Source organism: Pseudoclavibacter sp. CFCC 14310 (genome assembly GCF_008831165.1).
Lineage (GTDB): Bacteria > Actinomycetota > Actinomycetes > Actinomycetales > Microbacteriaceae > Pseudoclavibacter_A.
In genome coordinates, this window is the sequence record NZ_WBKC01000002.1 from 218,000 (window position 1) to 234,411 (window position 16,412).

General features: G+C 61.9%; 21 protein-coding genes. 15 read left to right on the forward strand and 6 right to left on the reverse strand.

Translation table 11 applies throughout. The annotated features are described in order from the left end of the window. The first annotated feature begins 42 nt into the window (after positions 1-42). Both F8O06_RS04715 and F8O06_RS04720 read left to right on the forward strand, forming a co-directional pair. Entirely contained in the window at positions 43-987 is a 945-nt protein-coding gene (locus F8O06_RS04715) for a PoNe immunity protein domain-containing protein (protein WP_158037759.1), read from the forward strand. 5 nt (positions 988-992) lie between these two features. Continuing rightward, positions 993-1,895 (forward strand): hypothetical protein, encoded by a 903-nt coding sequence (locus F8O06_RS04720; RefSeq protein WP_158037760.1) that lies wholly within the window; start codon positions 993-995, stop codon positions 1,893-1,895. Positions 1,896-1,969: 74 nt separating this feature from the next. Here the strand turns inward: F8O06_RS04720 and F8O06_RS04725 are convergent, their stop codons facing one another. Further along, a complete protein-coding gene (locus F8O06_RS04725; RefSeq protein WP_158037761.1) occupies positions 1,970-2,524 on the reverse strand; it encodes a hypothetical protein in 555 nt (184 codons plus the stop codon). Between the two features lie 832 nt (positions 2,525-3,356). Between F8O06_RS04725 and F8O06_RS04730 the strand changes: the two genes are divergently transcribed. From F8O06_RS04730 to F8O06_RS04750, 5 genes are all read left to right on the forward strand, one after another. Then, positions 3,357-3,950 (forward strand): RNA 2'-phosphotransferase, encoded by a 594-nt coding sequence (locus tag F8O06_RS04730; protein WP_158037762.1) that lies wholly within the window; start codon positions 3,357-3,359, stop codon positions 3,948-3,950. Positions 3,951-4,011: 61 nt separating this feature from the next. After that, positions 4,012-4,596, forward strand: a complete 585-nt coding sequence (locus F8O06_RS04735; RefSeq protein WP_158037763.1) for a T6SS immunity protein Tdi1 domain-containing protein — start codon at positions 4,012-4,014, stop codon at positions 4,594-4,596. 377 nt (positions 4,597-4,973) lie between these two features. Beyond that, positions 4,974-5,420 carry a hypothetical protein gene (locus tag F8O06_RS04740; RefSeq protein ID WP_158037764.1) on the forward strand — a complete coding sequence of 149 codons (447 nt, stop codon included), beginning with the start codon at positions 4,974-4,976 and terminating at the stop codon, positions 5,418-5,420. 163 nt (positions 5,421-5,583) lie between these two features. Continuing rightward, positions 5,584-5,817 (forward strand): hypothetical protein, encoded by a 234-nt coding sequence (locus tag F8O06_RS04745; RefSeq protein ID WP_158037765.1) that lies wholly within the window; start codon positions 5,584-5,586, stop codon positions 5,815-5,817. Between the two features lie 60 nt (positions 5,818-5,877). After that, the gene (locus F8O06_RS04750; protein WP_158037766.1) at positions 5,878-6,759 is read left to right on the forward strand and encodes a PoNe immunity protein domain-containing protein; all 882 of its coding nucleotides are present in this window, start codon (positions 5,878-5,880) and stop codon (positions 6,757-6,759) included. 473 nt (positions 6,760-7,232) lie between these two features. Here F8O06_RS04750 and F8O06_RS04755 read toward each other — a convergent pair whose 3' ends face one another. From F8O06_RS04755 to F8O06_RS04770, 4 genes are all read right to left on the reverse strand, one after another. After that, entirely contained in the window at positions 7,233-8,168 is a 936-nt protein-coding gene (locus F8O06_RS04755) for a hypothetical protein (protein ID WP_158037767.1), read from the reverse strand. A gap of 17 nt (positions 8,169-8,185) precedes the next feature. Next, positions 8,186-8,722 (reverse strand): hypothetical protein, encoded by a 537-nt coding sequence (locus tag F8O06_RS04760; protein ID WP_158037768.1) that lies wholly within the window; start codon positions 8,720-8,722, stop codon positions 8,186-8,188. Positions 8,723-9,416: 694 nt separating this feature from the next. Further along, a complete protein-coding gene (locus F8O06_RS04765) occupies positions 9,417-9,992 on the reverse strand; it encodes a hypothetical protein (RefSeq protein ID WP_158037769.1) in 576 nt (191 codons plus the stop codon). 62 nt (positions 9,993-10,054) lie between these two features. After that, positions 10,055-10,480, reverse strand: coding sequence for a hypothetical protein (locus tag F8O06_RS04770; RefSeq protein WP_158037770.1), 426 nt, complete (start codon positions 10,478-10,480; stop codon positions 10,055-10,057). A 239-nt stretch (positions 10,481-10,719) separates the two neighbouring features. On the opposite strand from F8O06_RS04770, the gene F8O06_RS04775 reads away from it, so the two are divergent. From F8O06_RS04775 to F8O06_RS04785, 3 genes are read left to right on the forward strand one after another with little or no spacing between them, the layout of a single operon-like run. Further along, a complete protein-coding gene (locus tag F8O06_RS04775) occupies positions 10,720-11,556 on the forward strand; it encodes a hypothetical protein (RefSeq protein ID WP_158037771.1) in 837 nt (278 codons plus the stop codon). 40 nt (positions 11,557-11,596) lie between these two features. Further along, positions 11,597-11,965, forward strand: a complete 369-nt coding sequence (locus tag F8O06_RS04780; RefSeq protein ID WP_158037772.1) for a hypothetical protein — start codon at positions 11,597-11,599, stop codon at positions 11,963-11,965. A gap of 3 nt (positions 11,966-11,968) precedes the next feature. Continuing rightward, positions 11,969-12,817 (forward strand): hypothetical protein, encoded by an 849-nt coding sequence (locus F8O06_RS04785; protein ID WP_158037773.1) that lies wholly within the window; start codon positions 11,969-11,971, stop codon positions 12,815-12,817. A gap of 9 nt (positions 12,818-12,826) precedes the next feature. On the opposite strand, the gene F8O06_RS12170 is transcribed toward F8O06_RS04785, so the two are convergent. After that, on the reverse strand, positions 12,827-13,000 hold the full coding sequence (locus tag F8O06_RS12170) for a hypothetical protein (protein ID WP_192496840.1): 174 nt from the start codon (positions 12,998-13,000) through the stop codon (positions 12,827-12,829). Between the two features lie 109 nt (positions 13,001-13,109). Here F8O06_RS12170 and dut point away from each other — a divergent pair, with 109 nt between their 5' ends. Genes dut through F8O06_RS04810 form a run of 5 tightly spaced genes read left to right on the forward strand, consistent with a single transcriptional unit; the run spans position 13,110 to position 16,405 of the window. Then, on the forward strand, positions 13,110-13,532 hold the full coding sequence (dut, locus tag F8O06_RS04790) for a dUTP diphosphatase (RefSeq protein ID WP_158037774.1): 423 nt from the start codon (positions 13,110-13,112) through the stop codon (positions 13,530-13,532). 51 nt (positions 13,533-13,583) lie between these two features. Next, positions 13,584-13,961 (forward strand): hypothetical protein, encoded by a 378-nt coding sequence (locus F8O06_RS04795; protein WP_158037775.1) that lies wholly within the window; start codon positions 13,584-13,586, stop codon positions 13,959-13,961. Positions 13,962-14,008: 47 nt separating this feature from the next. After that, positions 14,009-14,632, forward strand: coding sequence for a hypothetical protein (locus F8O06_RS04800; RefSeq protein WP_158037776.1), 624 nt, complete (start codon positions 14,009-14,011; stop codon positions 14,630-14,632). A 49-nt stretch (positions 14,633-14,681) separates the two neighbouring features. Beyond that, positions 14,682-15,248, forward strand: coding sequence for a hypothetical protein (locus tag F8O06_RS04805; RefSeq protein ID WP_158037777.1), 567 nt, complete (start codon positions 14,682-14,684; stop codon positions 15,246-15,248). Between the two features lie 5 nt (positions 15,249-15,253). Next, entirely contained in the window at positions 15,254-16,405 is a 1,152-nt protein-coding gene (locus F8O06_RS04810; protein ID WP_158037778.1) for a hypothetical protein, read from the forward strand. The last annotated feature ends 7 nt before the right edge of the window (positions 16,406-16,412 follow it).

Genomic DNA, 16,412 nt, shown 5'->3' on the forward strand with positions numbered 1-16,412 from the left:
GGCTCATATGCAGTCACTCAGCAAGAGACAACAGGAGAAGTCATGGGAGGCCAGACAATGCGCGACTGGCGACGCGACGAAGAGTTCTACCGTAAATGGATCAAAGCTGATGACGGGAAAGCAGCAATCTTCAAAAAGTACTCCAACGAGACGCTCTGGCCTGTTGCTGAAAGAAAGTCGACACCACTGAGTCTGATCGCCGATACCACCGCTTGGATGGGCAATGTGGAGTTGGGGTGGTTGCATCGGTATTCGTTTGGTGTGGATCTTGGGGTGCTGCGCGAGCGGTTGTTTCCGACCGTGGCTGTGTTCGTGGAGGCTCGTCGTCGTGTGAGCCAGTTCACGGTCGAGCAGATGAAGGGCTGGTCGTGGCTGGCGCACTCTGATACGGGCCTGCCGGATTATGAGCGTGTGTTGCGTTTGGTGTCGTTGGGTGTGTGTTTGGGGGTTGGGCCGGTGTGGGTTGGTGCGGTGGTCGAGGCGTGGCCGGGCTGGCCTGGTGGGCATGATCGTCTGTTGGACCGGCTGGTGGCCTCGGCGCTGCCTGACCGGCAGATCGGTACCGTGGATGCGGCCAAGCGGCCCGCCTACGGCCTGTTGGCGTCAGCGTTCGAGACCGACGTCCCGGACGAGCAGGTGGCGATCATCACCAAGTATCTGGATGGTTGGTACAAGCAGTGCCGCAAGTCGTGGTGGTGGGACACCCACTCGCTGGGAGATCTGCGCGGCTCCGGGAACTATTTTGGGTATTGGTGTTTCGAGGCGGCGGCGGTGATCTCGGTGCTGTGCCTCGATGCTGACCGGTTCGACTCGGAGTATCTGCCCAAAGACCTCGCCGCATGGCGCAGCCAGCACCCGGACCTGATCGGTACCAGCCCCAGCCCAGACGAAGTGGACCTGGACTCAGTCATTGGCCCCCTGCCGAGTGCGGCGGGCGCGGGCGCTTCTGGTGCGGGTAGTTCTGGTGTTGGTCAGGGAGATGCGTGATGGGTGTGTTTGAGAGTTTCGAGGCGGTAGCTGGCCGGGTGCGGTTGCGTCTGGTGGGGCTGGACGTGTCGGGTGTGGCCGGGTTGCGTTTGGATGCGGCTGGTCATCCGGGCAGCAGACAGGCGGTGCTCGCCCTTGCACCCGGGGTGGGTGTGGGTGCGGTGATCGATGATGGTGACCGTCTGGTGCAGGTCAGTGTCGACATGGTGGATGCGTGGGGTGTCGGGTTCGGTGAGGTGGTCGCTGCCGGTGCGCGGGCGTTTTCCGGGCGTGCGGTCGAGACGTCTCAGGTGCAGCCGGGCACCTGGATTCTCTCCGATCCAGAACAGATCGCCGTTGCCATACTTGATTCGGCCACGATTGACGGGTTTCAGGTGACGGGGCGGCCTGTGGTCATTCCTGTCGCCCAAGACCTGTTGGTGCTGGTCGGCAGCGACGACCATGACGGGTTGGGCAAAGCAGTGCGCGCGGCCCTGGATGCTTCGCAGGCGGTGCGGGTTCCGGTGTCTGGCTGGCCGCTGACCGTCGCGGCTGATGGCAGCCGGTGGCAGGGCTACGCGTGGGCCGCTGACCTGAATGTCGGGTTCTCACAGCTGACTCGTTCGTGGGACGCCCGCTGGTACGGTGCACAGCGCGAGGTGTTGGGCGAGACCACGGCGGCGGGGCGTTTCGTGCCCGCCGTCGAGCTCGCCCAGGGCCGTGATGGGTCGTACGTGACGTACTGCTCACTGCCCGCAGGAGTCGAGGCACTGCTGCCCAGAGTCGACTTCGTGCACACCGTCAGCGATGACGGCACCGTGCATCCCCACCCCTGGCAGCAGATGATCGACACGTACGGAGCTGCCTTGACCGATACCGGCGTGCACCCTGCTCTGCGGATCGCACCAGCGAACACGATCACCGGCTGACCGACCAGACACCACGCTGCAGCCCCGACCACTGACACCCCGCCCACTGGCCGCTGGTGTCCTGGCCGCTGGGGTCAGGCGAGCACGGTGGCAAGTGTCGGCAGCGCTGCCTCCTTGCCCAAGGCGGCGGCAGCCGAAATGATGTCATCGACATGATCGGCGTCTGCAGCCACAAAGGTGTACGAGTCAGAATCGGTATCCCAATGCACAAAGACGATTCCAGCAGGTGACAGCCACGCGTTGACGAACGCAACAGCAACCATCATGCGGTCGAGCCCGGGCGCATCCAGATCGTCGAGCAGCTCGACCAGCGCATCGAGCTTCGAGCCGTCCAGGCCGGCCTGCGCGACAACCGTGAGGTCTTCGATCAACTCGACCAGATTCGTCGGCAGCTCATCCCAATCGATCGTCACCGCCCGATTATCAGCCTCGAGCAGTGCTGCCAACCCCACCCACGCATCCACCGATTCAGCAGACCAGAACACGTCACCGAGCACCGCATCATCCGTCATGCCCGCATACGCTGCCTGCGGATCACTGGCCATCTGACCCACCAGATCACGCACATGCGCGTCCGCATCGACCGCGGTGAGAAGCTGCTGCCAGACCTGCTTCTGTTGATAGACCATGACCACAGAATACCTAACTGTTGCGTATCGAAAGCCGTCTGGCTGGACGTACGATGAGATCATGGGTGGGATGCGAAGCCGTGGATGGCGTGGCGACAGAGTCGATGTCGTACGGCAGCCGGACGGTCGGGTCACGAGTGTGGACAACACCAGAATCCGGGCCGCAAGAGAAACCGACACTACGGTCGAAGCCCGAATACACAATCCCGGTGACCGCATCGGTGATTCGGAGCTGGCGCAGCGACTGCAAAACCACAAGACTCATCAGGACGTCTCAACTTGGGGTGAAGGTGTAGCAAACCGGATTCGTAAACAGGGCGCAGGGTGGTCTGGGGAGAACCCACTGGGGTCTGATGTGCTACCGAGGGTTACTGGAGTACCAATTGGGTAAAGAAAGACGTGTTCTTACCTCTGATGAACGATGCAGGGAAATGTTGTGTTCGGCATCGTCAGAATTCCACTTCCCAACCTCGTTTCTACGCTTCATCGAAGAGGACCCTCTACCAGATATAGAGCCTTGGTTTTTTACCTCGGCTCTAGAAGGTAACCAGCAGTTCTTCTCACGTATAGTACGTGAGCAGTTTCCGTATCGTGTGTTGGTGCCGTTCGCTGTCATGGATGGTACTGATGATGTGTTCTGTTTTGATGGGTCGGATGTGACTGGTGATCCGGCGGTGTTGGTGATTCATACGTTTTGTGATCCTGGGTGGGAGTATCGGGGGCATTGGTCGGGGTTTGCTGCGTGGTTGGAGCGTGCGGAGCAGTTGCATGCGTTGTTCGTCGCGGGTGATGACCGGTATCTGGAGTGGGAGGTGCCGTTGTTCAACGAGGAGTGGAAGGTATCGCCTCGTCGTCGGCGGTGGTGGAGGCGGTCATGAGCGGGGTGAACCAGTTGCGGTTGTCTCAGCTGTTGACGCAGGCGTTGCGGCATGTGCCTGGTGAGTTTGGGCTGGTGCTCGATGCGCAGGGGTGGGCGCAGCTGTCGGATGTGATTGCTGCTGTCGGCCGGGCTGGTCTGGAGGGCGTCGGAGAGTCGACTGTGCGTGACTTGGTCGCTCATCAGTCGAAGAAGAGGCTGGAGATCAGTGGTGGCCGGATTCGTGCTGCGTACGGTCATTCTTTCTCGACGGTCGTTGACCACAATGTCATCTCTACGCCGCCCTCGGTCCTGTTCCATGCGACATCCCCGCAGGCGTGGCAGCGCATCCGTGAGGAGGGGCTGAAACCGATGGGACGGCAGTTCGTGCACTTGGCCACAAGTGCGGAACAAGCGATGATCGTGGGGTTGCGCCATGCTGACCATCCGGTGCTGTTGCGCGTCGACACGGCCTGCGCGGCAGCGCGTGGTGTGCAGTTCATGAACGGATCCGACAGCGTTATCCTGGCCGATGCGGTGCCCACGGAGTGCATATCCGCTGAGTTCTGAACGATAGCGTTCGTTTCTGGATGTGCGTTTTGAGGTTGTGGTGGGGAAGTGAGGGTTGGTTGTGGATGATCGGTATGTGTTGCCGGGGTTTGTGTCGTCTGGTGGTGTGGTGTCGAAGAGGGCTCGGCGTCGGTTTCGGAAGGTGTTGCCGCCGGGTGTGTTGGCGTGGTGGGGTGAGTTTGGGCAGGGTGTCGCGTTTGATGGGTTTCTGCGGCTGATCGACCCGTTGGATGGGTGGATGGAGTTGGTCGCCCAGACTGCGCAGACGCTGGGCGAGGTGGTGCCGGTGGCGACAACTGCCATGGGCGACGTCCTCGCCTGGCAACTCGAGAATGATGGGCGGGGGCATCTGCTGCTTATCGACTACAGGCATGGTGAGATCCGCACCCTTGCCTCTCGGGATGTGGACTACTTTGCGAAGGATCTTCGAGACGAACCAGATTCTATGCAACAGGCTGAGGAGCTGGGGTGGTCGCCGTTTCCTGAGGCGGTGGAGCGCCTGGGTGTTCCTGGGTTTGATGAGTGTTTCGGGTATGTGCCGATTCTGGCGGCTGGTGGGCCCGAGGACGTCTCGCATCTGCAGCGTTTGGATATGCGCACGCATTTGTTGATCATCGCCGAGTTCGCGGGGCCTGCGAAATGGTGAACGATGCGACTGGGGTGCTTGCGCGCGTATTTGGTGAGGCGTTCGCCGGTGACGGCCGTCTGTTCATCGGCGTAGATTCAACCGGCACAGTCACACACGTCAGGGCTCAGCCGCTGGCATGGCACTCCCACAACTCTGGCACCAGTCATCCATCATCTATCGCACACTCTTCGACACCTCAACGCATCTCAACAACTTGGTCGCCGATGGTGCGCATGTCAGCCCATTTGAGTACAAACTCATCGAGAGCCAATCCGCGCTTGAGCTTCGATCTGGCGGTTTGAGGATGGTCAGTAGCATTACACAGAGAGATGTGGCTCCTCCGGTTGATCGAGTATCTGGTAGACGGAAGCAGTTCAGCATCGAGAATGGAGTTGATGTTGGATGCGCCGCAGAGAGATTCTGAACCATTGAGTGCTCTTGAAGAAGTTCTTGGAACAGCTGTCAGCGAGATGGTCAGTGCTGCATTAGAATACGCGCCACAAGTCGACGAAGTCCTCATCTATTTTTCTAATGAGAATGGCACCCGTACTGCTGACGTTGCATACGTGCAAAACGGCACCCTGTTAACGAAAGATCATGTTGAGGCGCCAGATACTTCCTCTGCGATGAAACGAGCGCTTCTGAAATTCATCGTCTCGCAAGTGGGACGTATCCAAGCTTCTGTAGACTCCGCACACCCGATCCCGACAGCAGGACGCATCCGATATGCGGTCGCAACGAGATCCGTGGATATGGACCTTACTCCAACCCCTGAGCTTACTGACTATCAGGTGAGCCCCTCTGACAAGTTTCAGGAATGGCTCCAACAAGTTGCCCCTTGACGGTAATCAGCTCCACGCCTGCACCTTCCCCGTATCCCCGTTGTCTCATGCCTACACACGCCGGTCGAGCGCGGCACTGGCTGAGCCCGCCCTACTACTGACATCGTCAGTCTTACCCCGGCAGCAGTGGTGGGGCTCAGACACCAGGAACTCTGGCATGCAAATGAGCGAAGACGAGCTCAATAGCCCTGTCAGGGTAGGCGACGATCAGACACGGAAAATCGAGGCCTTCGGCCACGAGCTGTCAGGACTAGATACGTTCGTGGAGCAGTATGCGGCGGGCAGCGTGGATCGAGTGTTGTCTCGTGTTGATGTGGATGGTGTGGTGCACTTGAATCGTATCGAGGGTGCAGGGTCTGTGGCCTGTGAGGTCAAACACGGTACCGTGCTGCTGTGAGCCGCTGAATCTGTCAGGAGCTGATTTGCAGTCACTCAGCAAGAGACAACAGGAGAAGTCATGGAAGGCCAGACAATGCGCGACTGGCGACGCGACGAAGAGTTCTACCGGAAAGCCATCGAGTTCGATGATGGCGCTGAAGTCATATACCGCAAACGTGCTGACCAGGTGCTGTTGCCCTCAGATTCGCGCACGCTGTCTTCACGAATTCTTAGCTCTTATGTGATGAGCTGGTCGAATAGTGCTACTGCTGCGTGGTTAAAAAGGTACTCGTTCGGGATTTCACTTGACGAGCTTCGGTCGCAGTTTTTTCCTATGCTCGCGACGTTTATTGATGCACGGAGACGGGTATCGCTCCTGCCTGAAGAATCTGTGAATGCTTCCGGCTGGTTTCCGTATCCCGAGTCGGCTTTGCCTGATCATTATCGCGTGTTGCGTTTGGTGTCGTTGGGTGTGTGCCTGGGCGTTGGCCCAGTGTGGGTCGAGGCTGTGGTGGGGGCGTGGCCGGGGTCGCCTGGTGGGCATGATCGTCTGTTGGACCGACTGGTCGCCTCGGCGGTGCCTGACCGGCAGATCGGCACCGTGGATGCGGCCAAGCGGCCCGCCTACGGCCTGTTGGCGTCAGCGTTCGATACCGACGACCCCGACGAGCAGGTCGCGATCATCACGAAGTATCTGGGTGGTTGGTACAAGCAGTGCCGTGGGTTCGGGTGGTGGAATGCTCATACGCTGATAAACAAGCAAGGCTCCGGACGGTATTCTGGGTATTGGTGTTTTGAAGCGGCGGCGGTGATCTCGGTGCTGGGCCTCGATGCTGACCGGTTCGACTCGGAGTATCTGCCCAAAGACCTCGCCGCATGGCGCAGCCAACACCCCGACCTGATCGGTACCAGCCCCAGCCCAGACGAAGTGGACCTGGACTCAGTCATCAAACACGGCTAGCAGTGCACGGCACGAGCGTCGACGCCTTCAAGAAGGTCAGGATATGGAACCAGTACAGTGCCCATTCGAAAGAGTCTTTGACGAGCTCAGCCTGATGGTTGCTGGTGCATTGGAATACGCACCCGATGTCGACGAGGTTTTCATCTACTGCTCGGATGAGCACGGCTCGGTCACAGCTGACGTCTTTTATCGGCAAGATGGGGTAATCAGGTCGAGTCGGAAATATGCGGGGGAGGGCATGAAAAAAGCCCCCGCCAGGATGATTCGACCGGCTGGGGCTTTAGCTCCCCCGGTTGGACTCGAACCAACAACCCTTCGTTGTTGCAAAAGAAGAGTCATCCCAGTGATCCAGCGGACTCTACGGCAGCTGAACGGAAGTTATCGTACCCCGTTCGACCCCGTTTTAGTCAACGGATTAGTCAGTCTCGAAGGCCAACCGTTTCTACGTCGGTTCGTCATAAGTCCCAGTGGCCTTAGATCTCAGCGTAGAGTTCTGCCATGTTTCGGCCACCGTCGTTCACTTGGCTGCCGTACTCGAGTGCCTCGGCGAATGTCGTCGGCTGGAACGCTTTGACGCGGCCACCGTTGCGGGAGAGGTCGGACAGGCGGATGGAGCCGTGCTCACTGATGAGACCTGAGTCAGGCGGGAATACGAATGCCCCGTTGACGATCGGGTCGTCTCCGTCTTCGGTGATGTCGGTGGCATACAGGATGGAGCCCCGGCCGCTGTGGTCACCGTTGAAGTTGGGTGCGTTGTAGATGAAGACTGCGGCGACCTCGTCATGTTCGCTCTCATCGTCTGGGATGCCGTCGACGGTGGCCTTCCCAATGTCGGGGATCGCGGAGGCCGCCATACGTGCTTGGTCTTCGAAGTGCTTGACCTGACCGTAGCCGTCACGAGCTTCGATCACGTTCAGGGAGTCGATTGGGTATGCCTTCGACCGGCTCCCCTTCTGGAGGAGGTAGTCCGTGCCGTTCAACGTCATTGCGCGCCCCTCGATGACACGCAGGCTCCCTGAATTCCCGTGCGTGAGCACGGTCACCTTGCGATCAGTCTGGTCTCGCAGGAGAGCGCGTGCTCGGTCCTGGCCTTCGACGCCGGCATCATCTCTGAGATAGTTCACCAGGGCTCCGCCAGCGCCGTTCAGATCACCATGGCGGGCGCCGATCGACACACTGATGACCGAATCGCTGCCGGCCTCCTGGGAGATGTTCCGGACCATTGGGTTGAACAGCACCGTCTCGCCACGGTTGGTCGAGGTTGGTGAGATGAGGTGCTCCAGGGAGCCGCGTGGGTCGGCGCCGGCGAGTCCGATCTCGGAGCTGGTCTGGGTCTTGGTCGCGAATTGACCGGCGTGGCCGGTGGTCTGATTACCGCGCGGATGCTGGGTGGGGTCGAATGTGTTCATGCCCGCAATGTGGGCTGCTACTGCATCGTGCGGGTCTTCCCTCGCGGGTGGTTGTCTACGAAGTCCACGCCGCTGACACCCTTCGCCCGCGCCGCATCCCATTCGAGCTGCAGGGCCCTCGCCTCACGCAGCGTGAACCGGTCGCCGAGCACCATTCCCCTCACCCAAGCGTCGGCACGGCGTCGAGCCATGGGCCGCATGCGCCTGAGTGTGGTTCCTGGTGTGTAGTCGTTGAAGACGTCGAGCGCGGCAGTGAGGGTCTCAACGGTGTCGGTGTACGCCTCGGGGTTCGTGCGCTGGCCGGTCTCCGCGAGGACGAGTTCTCCAAGCGCCGTCAGATCTGCCATCTGAGGATCTTCGTATCGCCCATTGGGGGTGTTCACATAGTCCCAGCGGCCCGCGGCGACCTTCCCGAGTCGCCCCTGAAAATCGGCTGCGGACAGCTCCTGACCGAGGCCGACTTCAGCGTCGGACTGGGCCTTGGTCGCGAACTGCCCGGCGTGGCCGGTGGAGGTGTTACCGCGCGGGTGCTGAGAGGGGTCGAAGGTACTCATGCCTGGTATGTGGGCGGCTGCACTCGGGTCATGATCTTGTGCCCGCGGATGACGCTCCAGCTCCGGTCGAACAGGAGCCGACAGATCTCTTCGCTGTCAGCAGTCGAAAGGTTGCCTGGGTCGTAGGCGCCACTGCATAGCCCGCGAGCAGTCCGTTCAGCAGTACCTTCGCTGGCGAGCCACGCGTTCATTCGACGCGTCCAGCCAAGGACCTTCCGTTCGGTTAACGGGCTTTTGGGGAACGTCGGCGCAGGTGTAGTGATGCGTCCGCTTGTCGTTCGATGCGGACGCCCTGGGGTGATCATGCACTCATCGTTGACACAGACAGCCTGGGATACGTCATCTGACATAGCCGGTCTGTGCGCGGTGGCAACTGGTGCCGCTCACATCCGTGGGTATGAGCGCATTCGATCCCAGCAAGCATCCTCGAGGTAACGCCGGCCATGCCGGTCGTTTCGCCACACGCAAGCTCACGATCAGTGAAGTCAGCCTTGATGACGGGCCACCACCGCCTCCTGCGTTCGGGCAGTCGTACCAGGGGCTGCAGGAGCACGGCTTCCCACCACCACGGCAGGCACTGCCGCTGCAAGTCGCCCCTGGCAGTGACCCCGATGACCCTGAGGCGGTCCGATACCGCGTTGAACGGAGGGATCGCGGGCCGATACCGCCGATGCCGCCGGCCCGCTGACCGCCGTCAGTACACGTGACCTCGGACGAAGTCGGACGCAGCCTGCGCGAGGTCCTCGAGTGTGCCGTCGTTGCCGATGACGACGTCGAATGCTCCGGAGGTGAGGGAACGTTCCGAGGCGTGACCTGACAGGTTCCGTTCGACCTTGCGCTCGATCCACACAGTCACCCCACCGAGGCGTTTGACCATGCCCAGCTCATTCGGGAAACGGACACCTGTGATCGCCACGTTCACCCCGGTCCCGCGCAACGCAGCAATTCGACTCTGCGCAATGTCGACCCAGCAGTCCTCGCCGATGATGTTGCGCCCAACATCGGTACCAAGCGCCTGATAGAGCCTACGGACCTCAGGATGGGCTTTCGCTCCGATGAACCCGCGCTCCGCTTCCAGATCGAGGTAACGGACACCCGGCTCGACATACGGATTGAGTCGGCTGACCGCCTCACGCAATGGTGCCGAGAACCCTGTGATGGTCAGCGGACGTAGATGTTCCTGCAGCAGTTCTGCGAACGTGTCTTTGCCGGAGCGGTAGTGGCCGCCAATGCCGATGAGTGCCGGGAAGGTTTGATGCGAACGTGTCATGACTACACCTGTGCGCGTGCTGCGGCCGTCAGGTCAACTCTGCTTCCAGCTGACCCACGCGCTCAGTGCCGCATCGCGTCGATCAGCTCTTCATCGAGTCGGTGCCAGCCGCCGTGCGCTGCGATCGCGACCGGCATCCACGGGTCCGGGATGCGGGCGGCGTGGAGAGTCAGCCAGACCTCATAGGCTCGCTCGCTGGTATCGGTGCGCCGCTCCTCGGTGCCCGCCCATGCGCGGGAGATGAGTGAGGTCGTCTGCTCCGGCTCGTCAAGGTCGAGTCCGTACACCCCGGCTGCCTCGAGAACGCGGGCCGTCTTCAGCAGGTCGCGGCGAGGCACAGCCGATTCGAGGATGATCCGCCAGTAGGGTGCGACCTCTCGGCCGTGCGGGTGCCGCGGGCCGGGGGCCTCGTAGGTAGGGAGAGCGTCGGTGCCGGTGGCGTAGGCGAGCAGGGCTCGCAGTGCGGCAGCCTTCGGTGAGAGCTTCATCGTCATCCTTGTCGTCCTGAGGCTGTAACCCCATGTGCTGATGTGACTTCAAGCGCACATATGCGCGGGACAGTCTCAAGCTGGGCACTCATCAGGCATGGATCGTTCCGTATTCCGCTCGGTGGACGCATTTGTCCCCAGCCAGGTGATGGTCGCGAATACCCGCAGCCCCCGGCTCAAACAGCGGAGGAAACACTGACCTCGTCACCACTGTGCCGCAGCAGTCCACAATCTGGCGCATGAGCACATTCGATCCCAGTCAGCACCCACGCGGTAACCAGGCCACCGGCCATGCCGGGCAGTTCGCGGCCAAGGCCCAGACCGACGCGGAGATCGGGCTCAGCCACGCCACGCCCACAGGCTCTGGGCTCTGGACCTCTGAGAGCATTGAACGGGCTGCGGGAACGATCTCGGCTTTCGACGGGGTCGACTCAGTGACCTTTGACTTAGAGCCGGAGACAGTGACCCTGCCCCCGAACGGGCGAGCGTACGAGCGCCTGCATGGCCGCCTACAGTACAAAGGCCACGAATTCGAGATCGAAGTCATTGAGAAGATGGGCACGGTGTCCGGGACCGGATACGTCACCGTCAACGGTCCCGGGAAACAGGGGATCGCACATTCGACCTATCATGTGCCGAAGATCTATCACTCGCCTGGCGTCGTCTTCCCGAGCCGTCCTGATGACCTCGGGAACAACATCGAGACGGCCCTGCTGGCCGACGACATCACCTCCAGACTGGCCCGCAGCCCGCACAACGCAGACGGATGGGCTCGGACACGGATGGACATCCACTCCAGCGGAGGGAAGGCCTGGGTGTCTCTGCCCGGCGAGACCTTCGGGAACACCAGCCTCTACTACCACGGAGGCCGGAAATGGCGTGGCTATGGTGGCATCGCCTTTGGGGACCAGGCTGCGCAGCGAGAGAGCGTCATCCGCGGGCTCGGGCAGGGACAAGCCACGCATGGCCGAAAGATGCTCCGTGAACTCGACCAGGTGATGACCGCCGTGCAGGCAGCTCATGACCGTGAGTACCCGCCCACTCCGGCCCAGCTGAAGCGGCGCCGAAAGATCTGACTGCGGTGCCCCTGTGCTGCTGCAGCCCACATGGTGAGGCATGAGCACATTCGATCCCAGCCAGCACCCACGCGGTAACCAGGCCACCGGCCACGCCGGGCAGTTCGCGGCCAAGGCCCAGAGTGGAGCCGAAGTGGGCCTTGAGCGGCAGGAACTGTCCCCAGTCGCCGCGGCTGAGACCCATCTCAACGAGACGATCATCGCGCCACTGCTCACCCAACTGGACATGCCGGCGGACGCCTGCCGGGCGAGACTCACCTCCACCAGAACGGAGACTGCCGCAGGCGCTCAGCAGCGGCTGAGTATTGCCCTCGACTGGAAGGAACCAGCAACGGACGCGGACACCATGGCTGAGCAGATGATCTTCACTGGAATGCTGAAACGACTGATCGAGCAGCCCACAACCTGACATATGAGCACATTCGATCCCAGTCAGCATCCACGCGGTAACCAGGCCACCGGCCACGCCGGCCAGTTCGCAGCCAAGACTCAGACCAGCTCAGAAGTGGGTATCGGACAGTCGGCGGTCCAGACGGCCCACGAGCGATTCGAGGAAGCTCGCGCAGCCCGTGGGCGCGCAGCGATCGAACAGGTCGGTGACGAGCTGTTCCGCGATATTGGCGATCACGTGCAGGGGATCATCTACCGGGACACCGAGGAAGGCGAGGCCGAAGCCGTAGCGTTCGTCTGGAAGTCGAGCGGCACACAGCAGGACATCTGGGAGTACGACCGTCCCAATGGGGTCCGCAACATCGTGAACGACCGGCTCGGCCACGATGAAGACTTCGACAACTTTGCCATCCACTCTGACGCCAGTGGGTACGCCCACGAGCACCTGGAGTCAGCGCCTCAGTGGGACACCGAGGATTACACAGCACATGTACTGCCCGTTCAAGCGAACCCGCAGGCAGCGCGAAACCTCATAGTGGCGGAACGAGATGTGGAGGCGAGTGCCCAGGTCTACGTCGACGCGCTCGCCGAGGAGGCGGCGGCCAAGATGCTTGACACCAACCCCGGCATTCGCAGCATCCAGGTCAAAACCGACGACGATGACGAGCTTCGAGTGTCGGGCTTCGAGACAGCTGTGGCCGAGCGTCGCTTCGATGACGATGATGCTGCTCAGCGGTTCCTGGATGAGCTCGGCTTCGACCCCACAGACGATCAGCAGGATCTGCGCTGGGCTGTGGACTCCAAGCTGAACCATGGAGGCTGGGAGATCAGCACCCCGAAAGGCTCGATCATTCTCGAGCAGTGGGGGTAACGGGAGTGCTCAGCCCTCGCAGACGCAGTAGTCGACCACGTCTACATCGTCCGGAAGCCTGGCCTCTGCACTGCTCTGCGCCGCGCTCACACTGGGGCCCTCGCCCGCGACCCGTTGCACTTGCTGCTCGTTGAACCCGCAGACATAGAGCGGAACAGTGAAGGCAATCTCGACCCGAGCCATGACCTGATTCTCCGACACGGCCAGGCCAGAGCGCGCAGACACTCCGAATCCAGCAGAAGAGCACCCCGACCAGATTCGCCCCGCGCGTCGACCCGCATAGGGGGCTGTCATGGACACACTCCGCTACACCGGCCCCCACCTGAGCCGAGGTCACTCGGCATCGGCAGGAATCGACCTGTACGCCGCACAACCTGCGATCGTCACGCCCGGGATGCGCCCGACAGTCGTCTCCACCGGTGTGCGTGTCGCTCTGCCTCTCGGCGTGATGGGGATGATCGCGATCAGGTCTGGGTGCGCTGCAGAAGGCCTCCAGCTGGCGAACGCACCGGGAATCATCGACCCGGGCTACCGCGGCGACATCCGTCTGTTGCTGATCGCGCAAGGCGATCACCCAATCTCTGTCACGGCCGGCCAGCGGGTCGCACAGCTCATTCCTCTCCGTTTCGAGGCCCTGCGTCTGGAACAGGTGGTCGAGCTGCCGGAAAGCGAAGACGGTCGCGGCAACGGCGGTTTCGGCTCAACAGGGAACTGACCTTCCGCGCACAGAGGCAGTGCCACACAGATTCGATGAAAGGCGAACGTCATGACCACGCAGAGAATCACCGCACGCATCCGCCAGGCCCTCGATCATGTCGAGCAGTTGCACGTCGTCGCCGTGGTGATCGGCGAGCGAGATGCAGACATCGACTACGACAGCCTCTACCGCTCAGAGACGGTCGGACTCGTGAAGATCACAGACGAAAGCCTCACCAGCGCAGACAACGACGGTGTGCTGCTCATCACGACGACCGACTTCGACGACCAGTACGACCGCATCCAGTACTTCCTGCGCGCAATGCTGCGAAACGCCGGCGTCCCCTTCGAGCACAACGGCGAGCACAGCCTCCTCATCCGCGGTCTGAGCCCGCTCGATGTGATGGTTCTGCGCAGTTTCGGCCAACGCCCGGCCCAAGCCGCCTGAGCGCAGCACACATGCATGCGTGAACACCGACGAAGGAGGGCAGGAATATGACAGCAGGAACGATACGTGGAGTAGACCTCGGGATCACGCCCGGCAACGGGACACCGGGCTCTTTCGCCTCACACACCCATAGCGGCTACGACGGGCCGCAGCTCACCGATGAGCCAAATGTGCCCGCAGCTGCGGTCACCGCGTACTTCGCCGCCCTGTCACGTGTGCCGAAAGACGATGACGCAGACCCCTACGAGGCGAACCAGGTGTTTTCAGAGCACCTGCTGCTGACCTCGGAAGCGACCGCACATCTGGACGACGACAGCCTCCACAGGCAGGCAGCTGTCCTCAATGAGTTGGCCTTCCAGTCAGGTCAGCCGATCGCGCAGACTGCGGTCGCAGAGCTCGACCTGCAACCGTCAGACATCAGTCTCAGCGACGCAGCCACGCTGTCCACCAGGCTCGCACACCTCAGCCAGCAAGCCGACCAGCGAGTCAAAGCCTCACGGGACGTCGTTGAAGCCGACGCATGGTCGAAACGTCGGCATGCATACGCGCTCGCGGCAGTGGACACCGCAGCTGGATTCACTCTCGTAGAGGGGCGCGTCCAGCAGGCAGCTCATCTGATCGGCCTGTTGGGCTCCGGTCGCACACCTGAAGAGGCGGTCACGGCACTCTGAGGTCGCTACGCATAGGTACCGCGTGTAGCACCACCCGATGGAGGAGAACATGAGCGACCAGCCCCAGAAGACACTGACCCGACGTTCGATCCGCACGATCGTTGACCTCACGAAAGCCCTCGACCGCGCTGTCGTTCCGCATGAGGTGGTCACTGTCGCAGCAGTCGCGCTCGGGGTCGCACGACCAGATGCCCCGGATGCGAGCGAGCTGATCTCGCGCATTCTCCTTTCCGACGAGAAAGTGACGCCGATCGCCGACGTCATTCGTCTGGCTGCGGTGGACCCGCTCGACCTTGCGCTGGAGGTGCTGTCGCTGGAGCGAGACGGGATCAAGGCTGTCTGGTCTGTGCTGGAGGCACTCGGCGCAACAGACGGTGGACGACTCCCGCAGGCCGACACCCAGGCTGCCCGACGTACGGCGCAGGTTCTCTCTCGTCTGTCACCGCAGGCGATCGCCACGGCGCAGGCGGCAGTCGAATTTGCTCGCGGTGTCGTGCCGACACCCCCGGAGAGCGATGCGAGCAGAGCACCAGAGCCGGTGGCCGCTCCCGCTGCGGTGGACCACGTTCCAGGTGACTACGAGGACAGCTTCGTGAGCGCCCTCGAGGAGGACTGAACCCCGTGGCCAGATCGAAGAAGCAGAAGAAGGCCACGGAGGCAAGCGCGAAGACACGGACTCGCGACGCAGCGGAAACACCCTGGCAGGGTGCAGGGCTTGTCGAGGTGCCGGATGAGCAGTCCCCGGTCAACGCGAAACAGCCGAAGTGGCGCAAGCGCTATCGGCTGCTGGCCTGGGCGTCCCTGATCGGTATGCCGATTGTGCTTGTCGTCGACCTGAGTCTCGCGACGAAGGTCATGGACCCGAATTTCGGCAGCGCCGCAGTGCAGGTGGCCGACCAGGTGGACTCTGTCGGGAAGGCCACGGCATGGCTGACAATGCAGAAATGGCTGTCCGGTGACCCTTCGCCGCTGCCGGGTGCGACGGTCGTCTCCTGGGACGGCTTCTCCACGAAGAGCCAGGACAAGAGTGTCTCGCAGCAGGTGCTGCAGGCCTGGGGTGAGAAGGACTACACGGTGGAGATGCACCGGTTCACCCTCGTCGACAAGGCCGGTCAGGTGTACGAGGCTGACGTGACCGTCGCGGTCGACGGCAATGGCCAGTCTGAAGCGGTCGGCACGCCGTCGGCATTCCCGGTCGCACCGTCGTCGAGCGGGTGGTCGACGAAAGGTCCGTGGATGGACACCGTCGAGACCACGAAGACCGATGCCATGAGCGAGGCCGTCAACAACTGGGCGAAGGCCTACACCTCAGGGGACTCGGCGACACTGCGTCTGGCGGTCGGGGATCAGGACGCCAGTCACACGTACATGACGCTCGCGAAGGTCGGCTCTGTCTCCACGATGATTCAGAAGGCGGCGTACAAGCCGACGCTCAAGGACAAGACCTACGAGTCACAGCAGAACCCGTCGACGGTGATCGCTCAGGTCGAGATGAAGGTCGCATGGGACGGTCAGGACCCGCGCGAAGTCGACTCGAAGGGGCAGAAGCAGACGCTCGACGTGCTCATTGAGAACGCGAACACCGCCAGCCCGAGAGTCGTGGCCTGGGGTGCCACCGGCACCGGGCCCGACCTTGAGCCCTACCAGAACGCTGTCACCGGCCGCCAGATCAAGAAGGACTCCGACCAGGCGAAGACCCAGCCGACACAGCCCGCCCAAGCACCCACCGATCAGCAGCAGCCTGATCCGTCGGTGCCGATGGATGCGCAGTAGAGGAGCA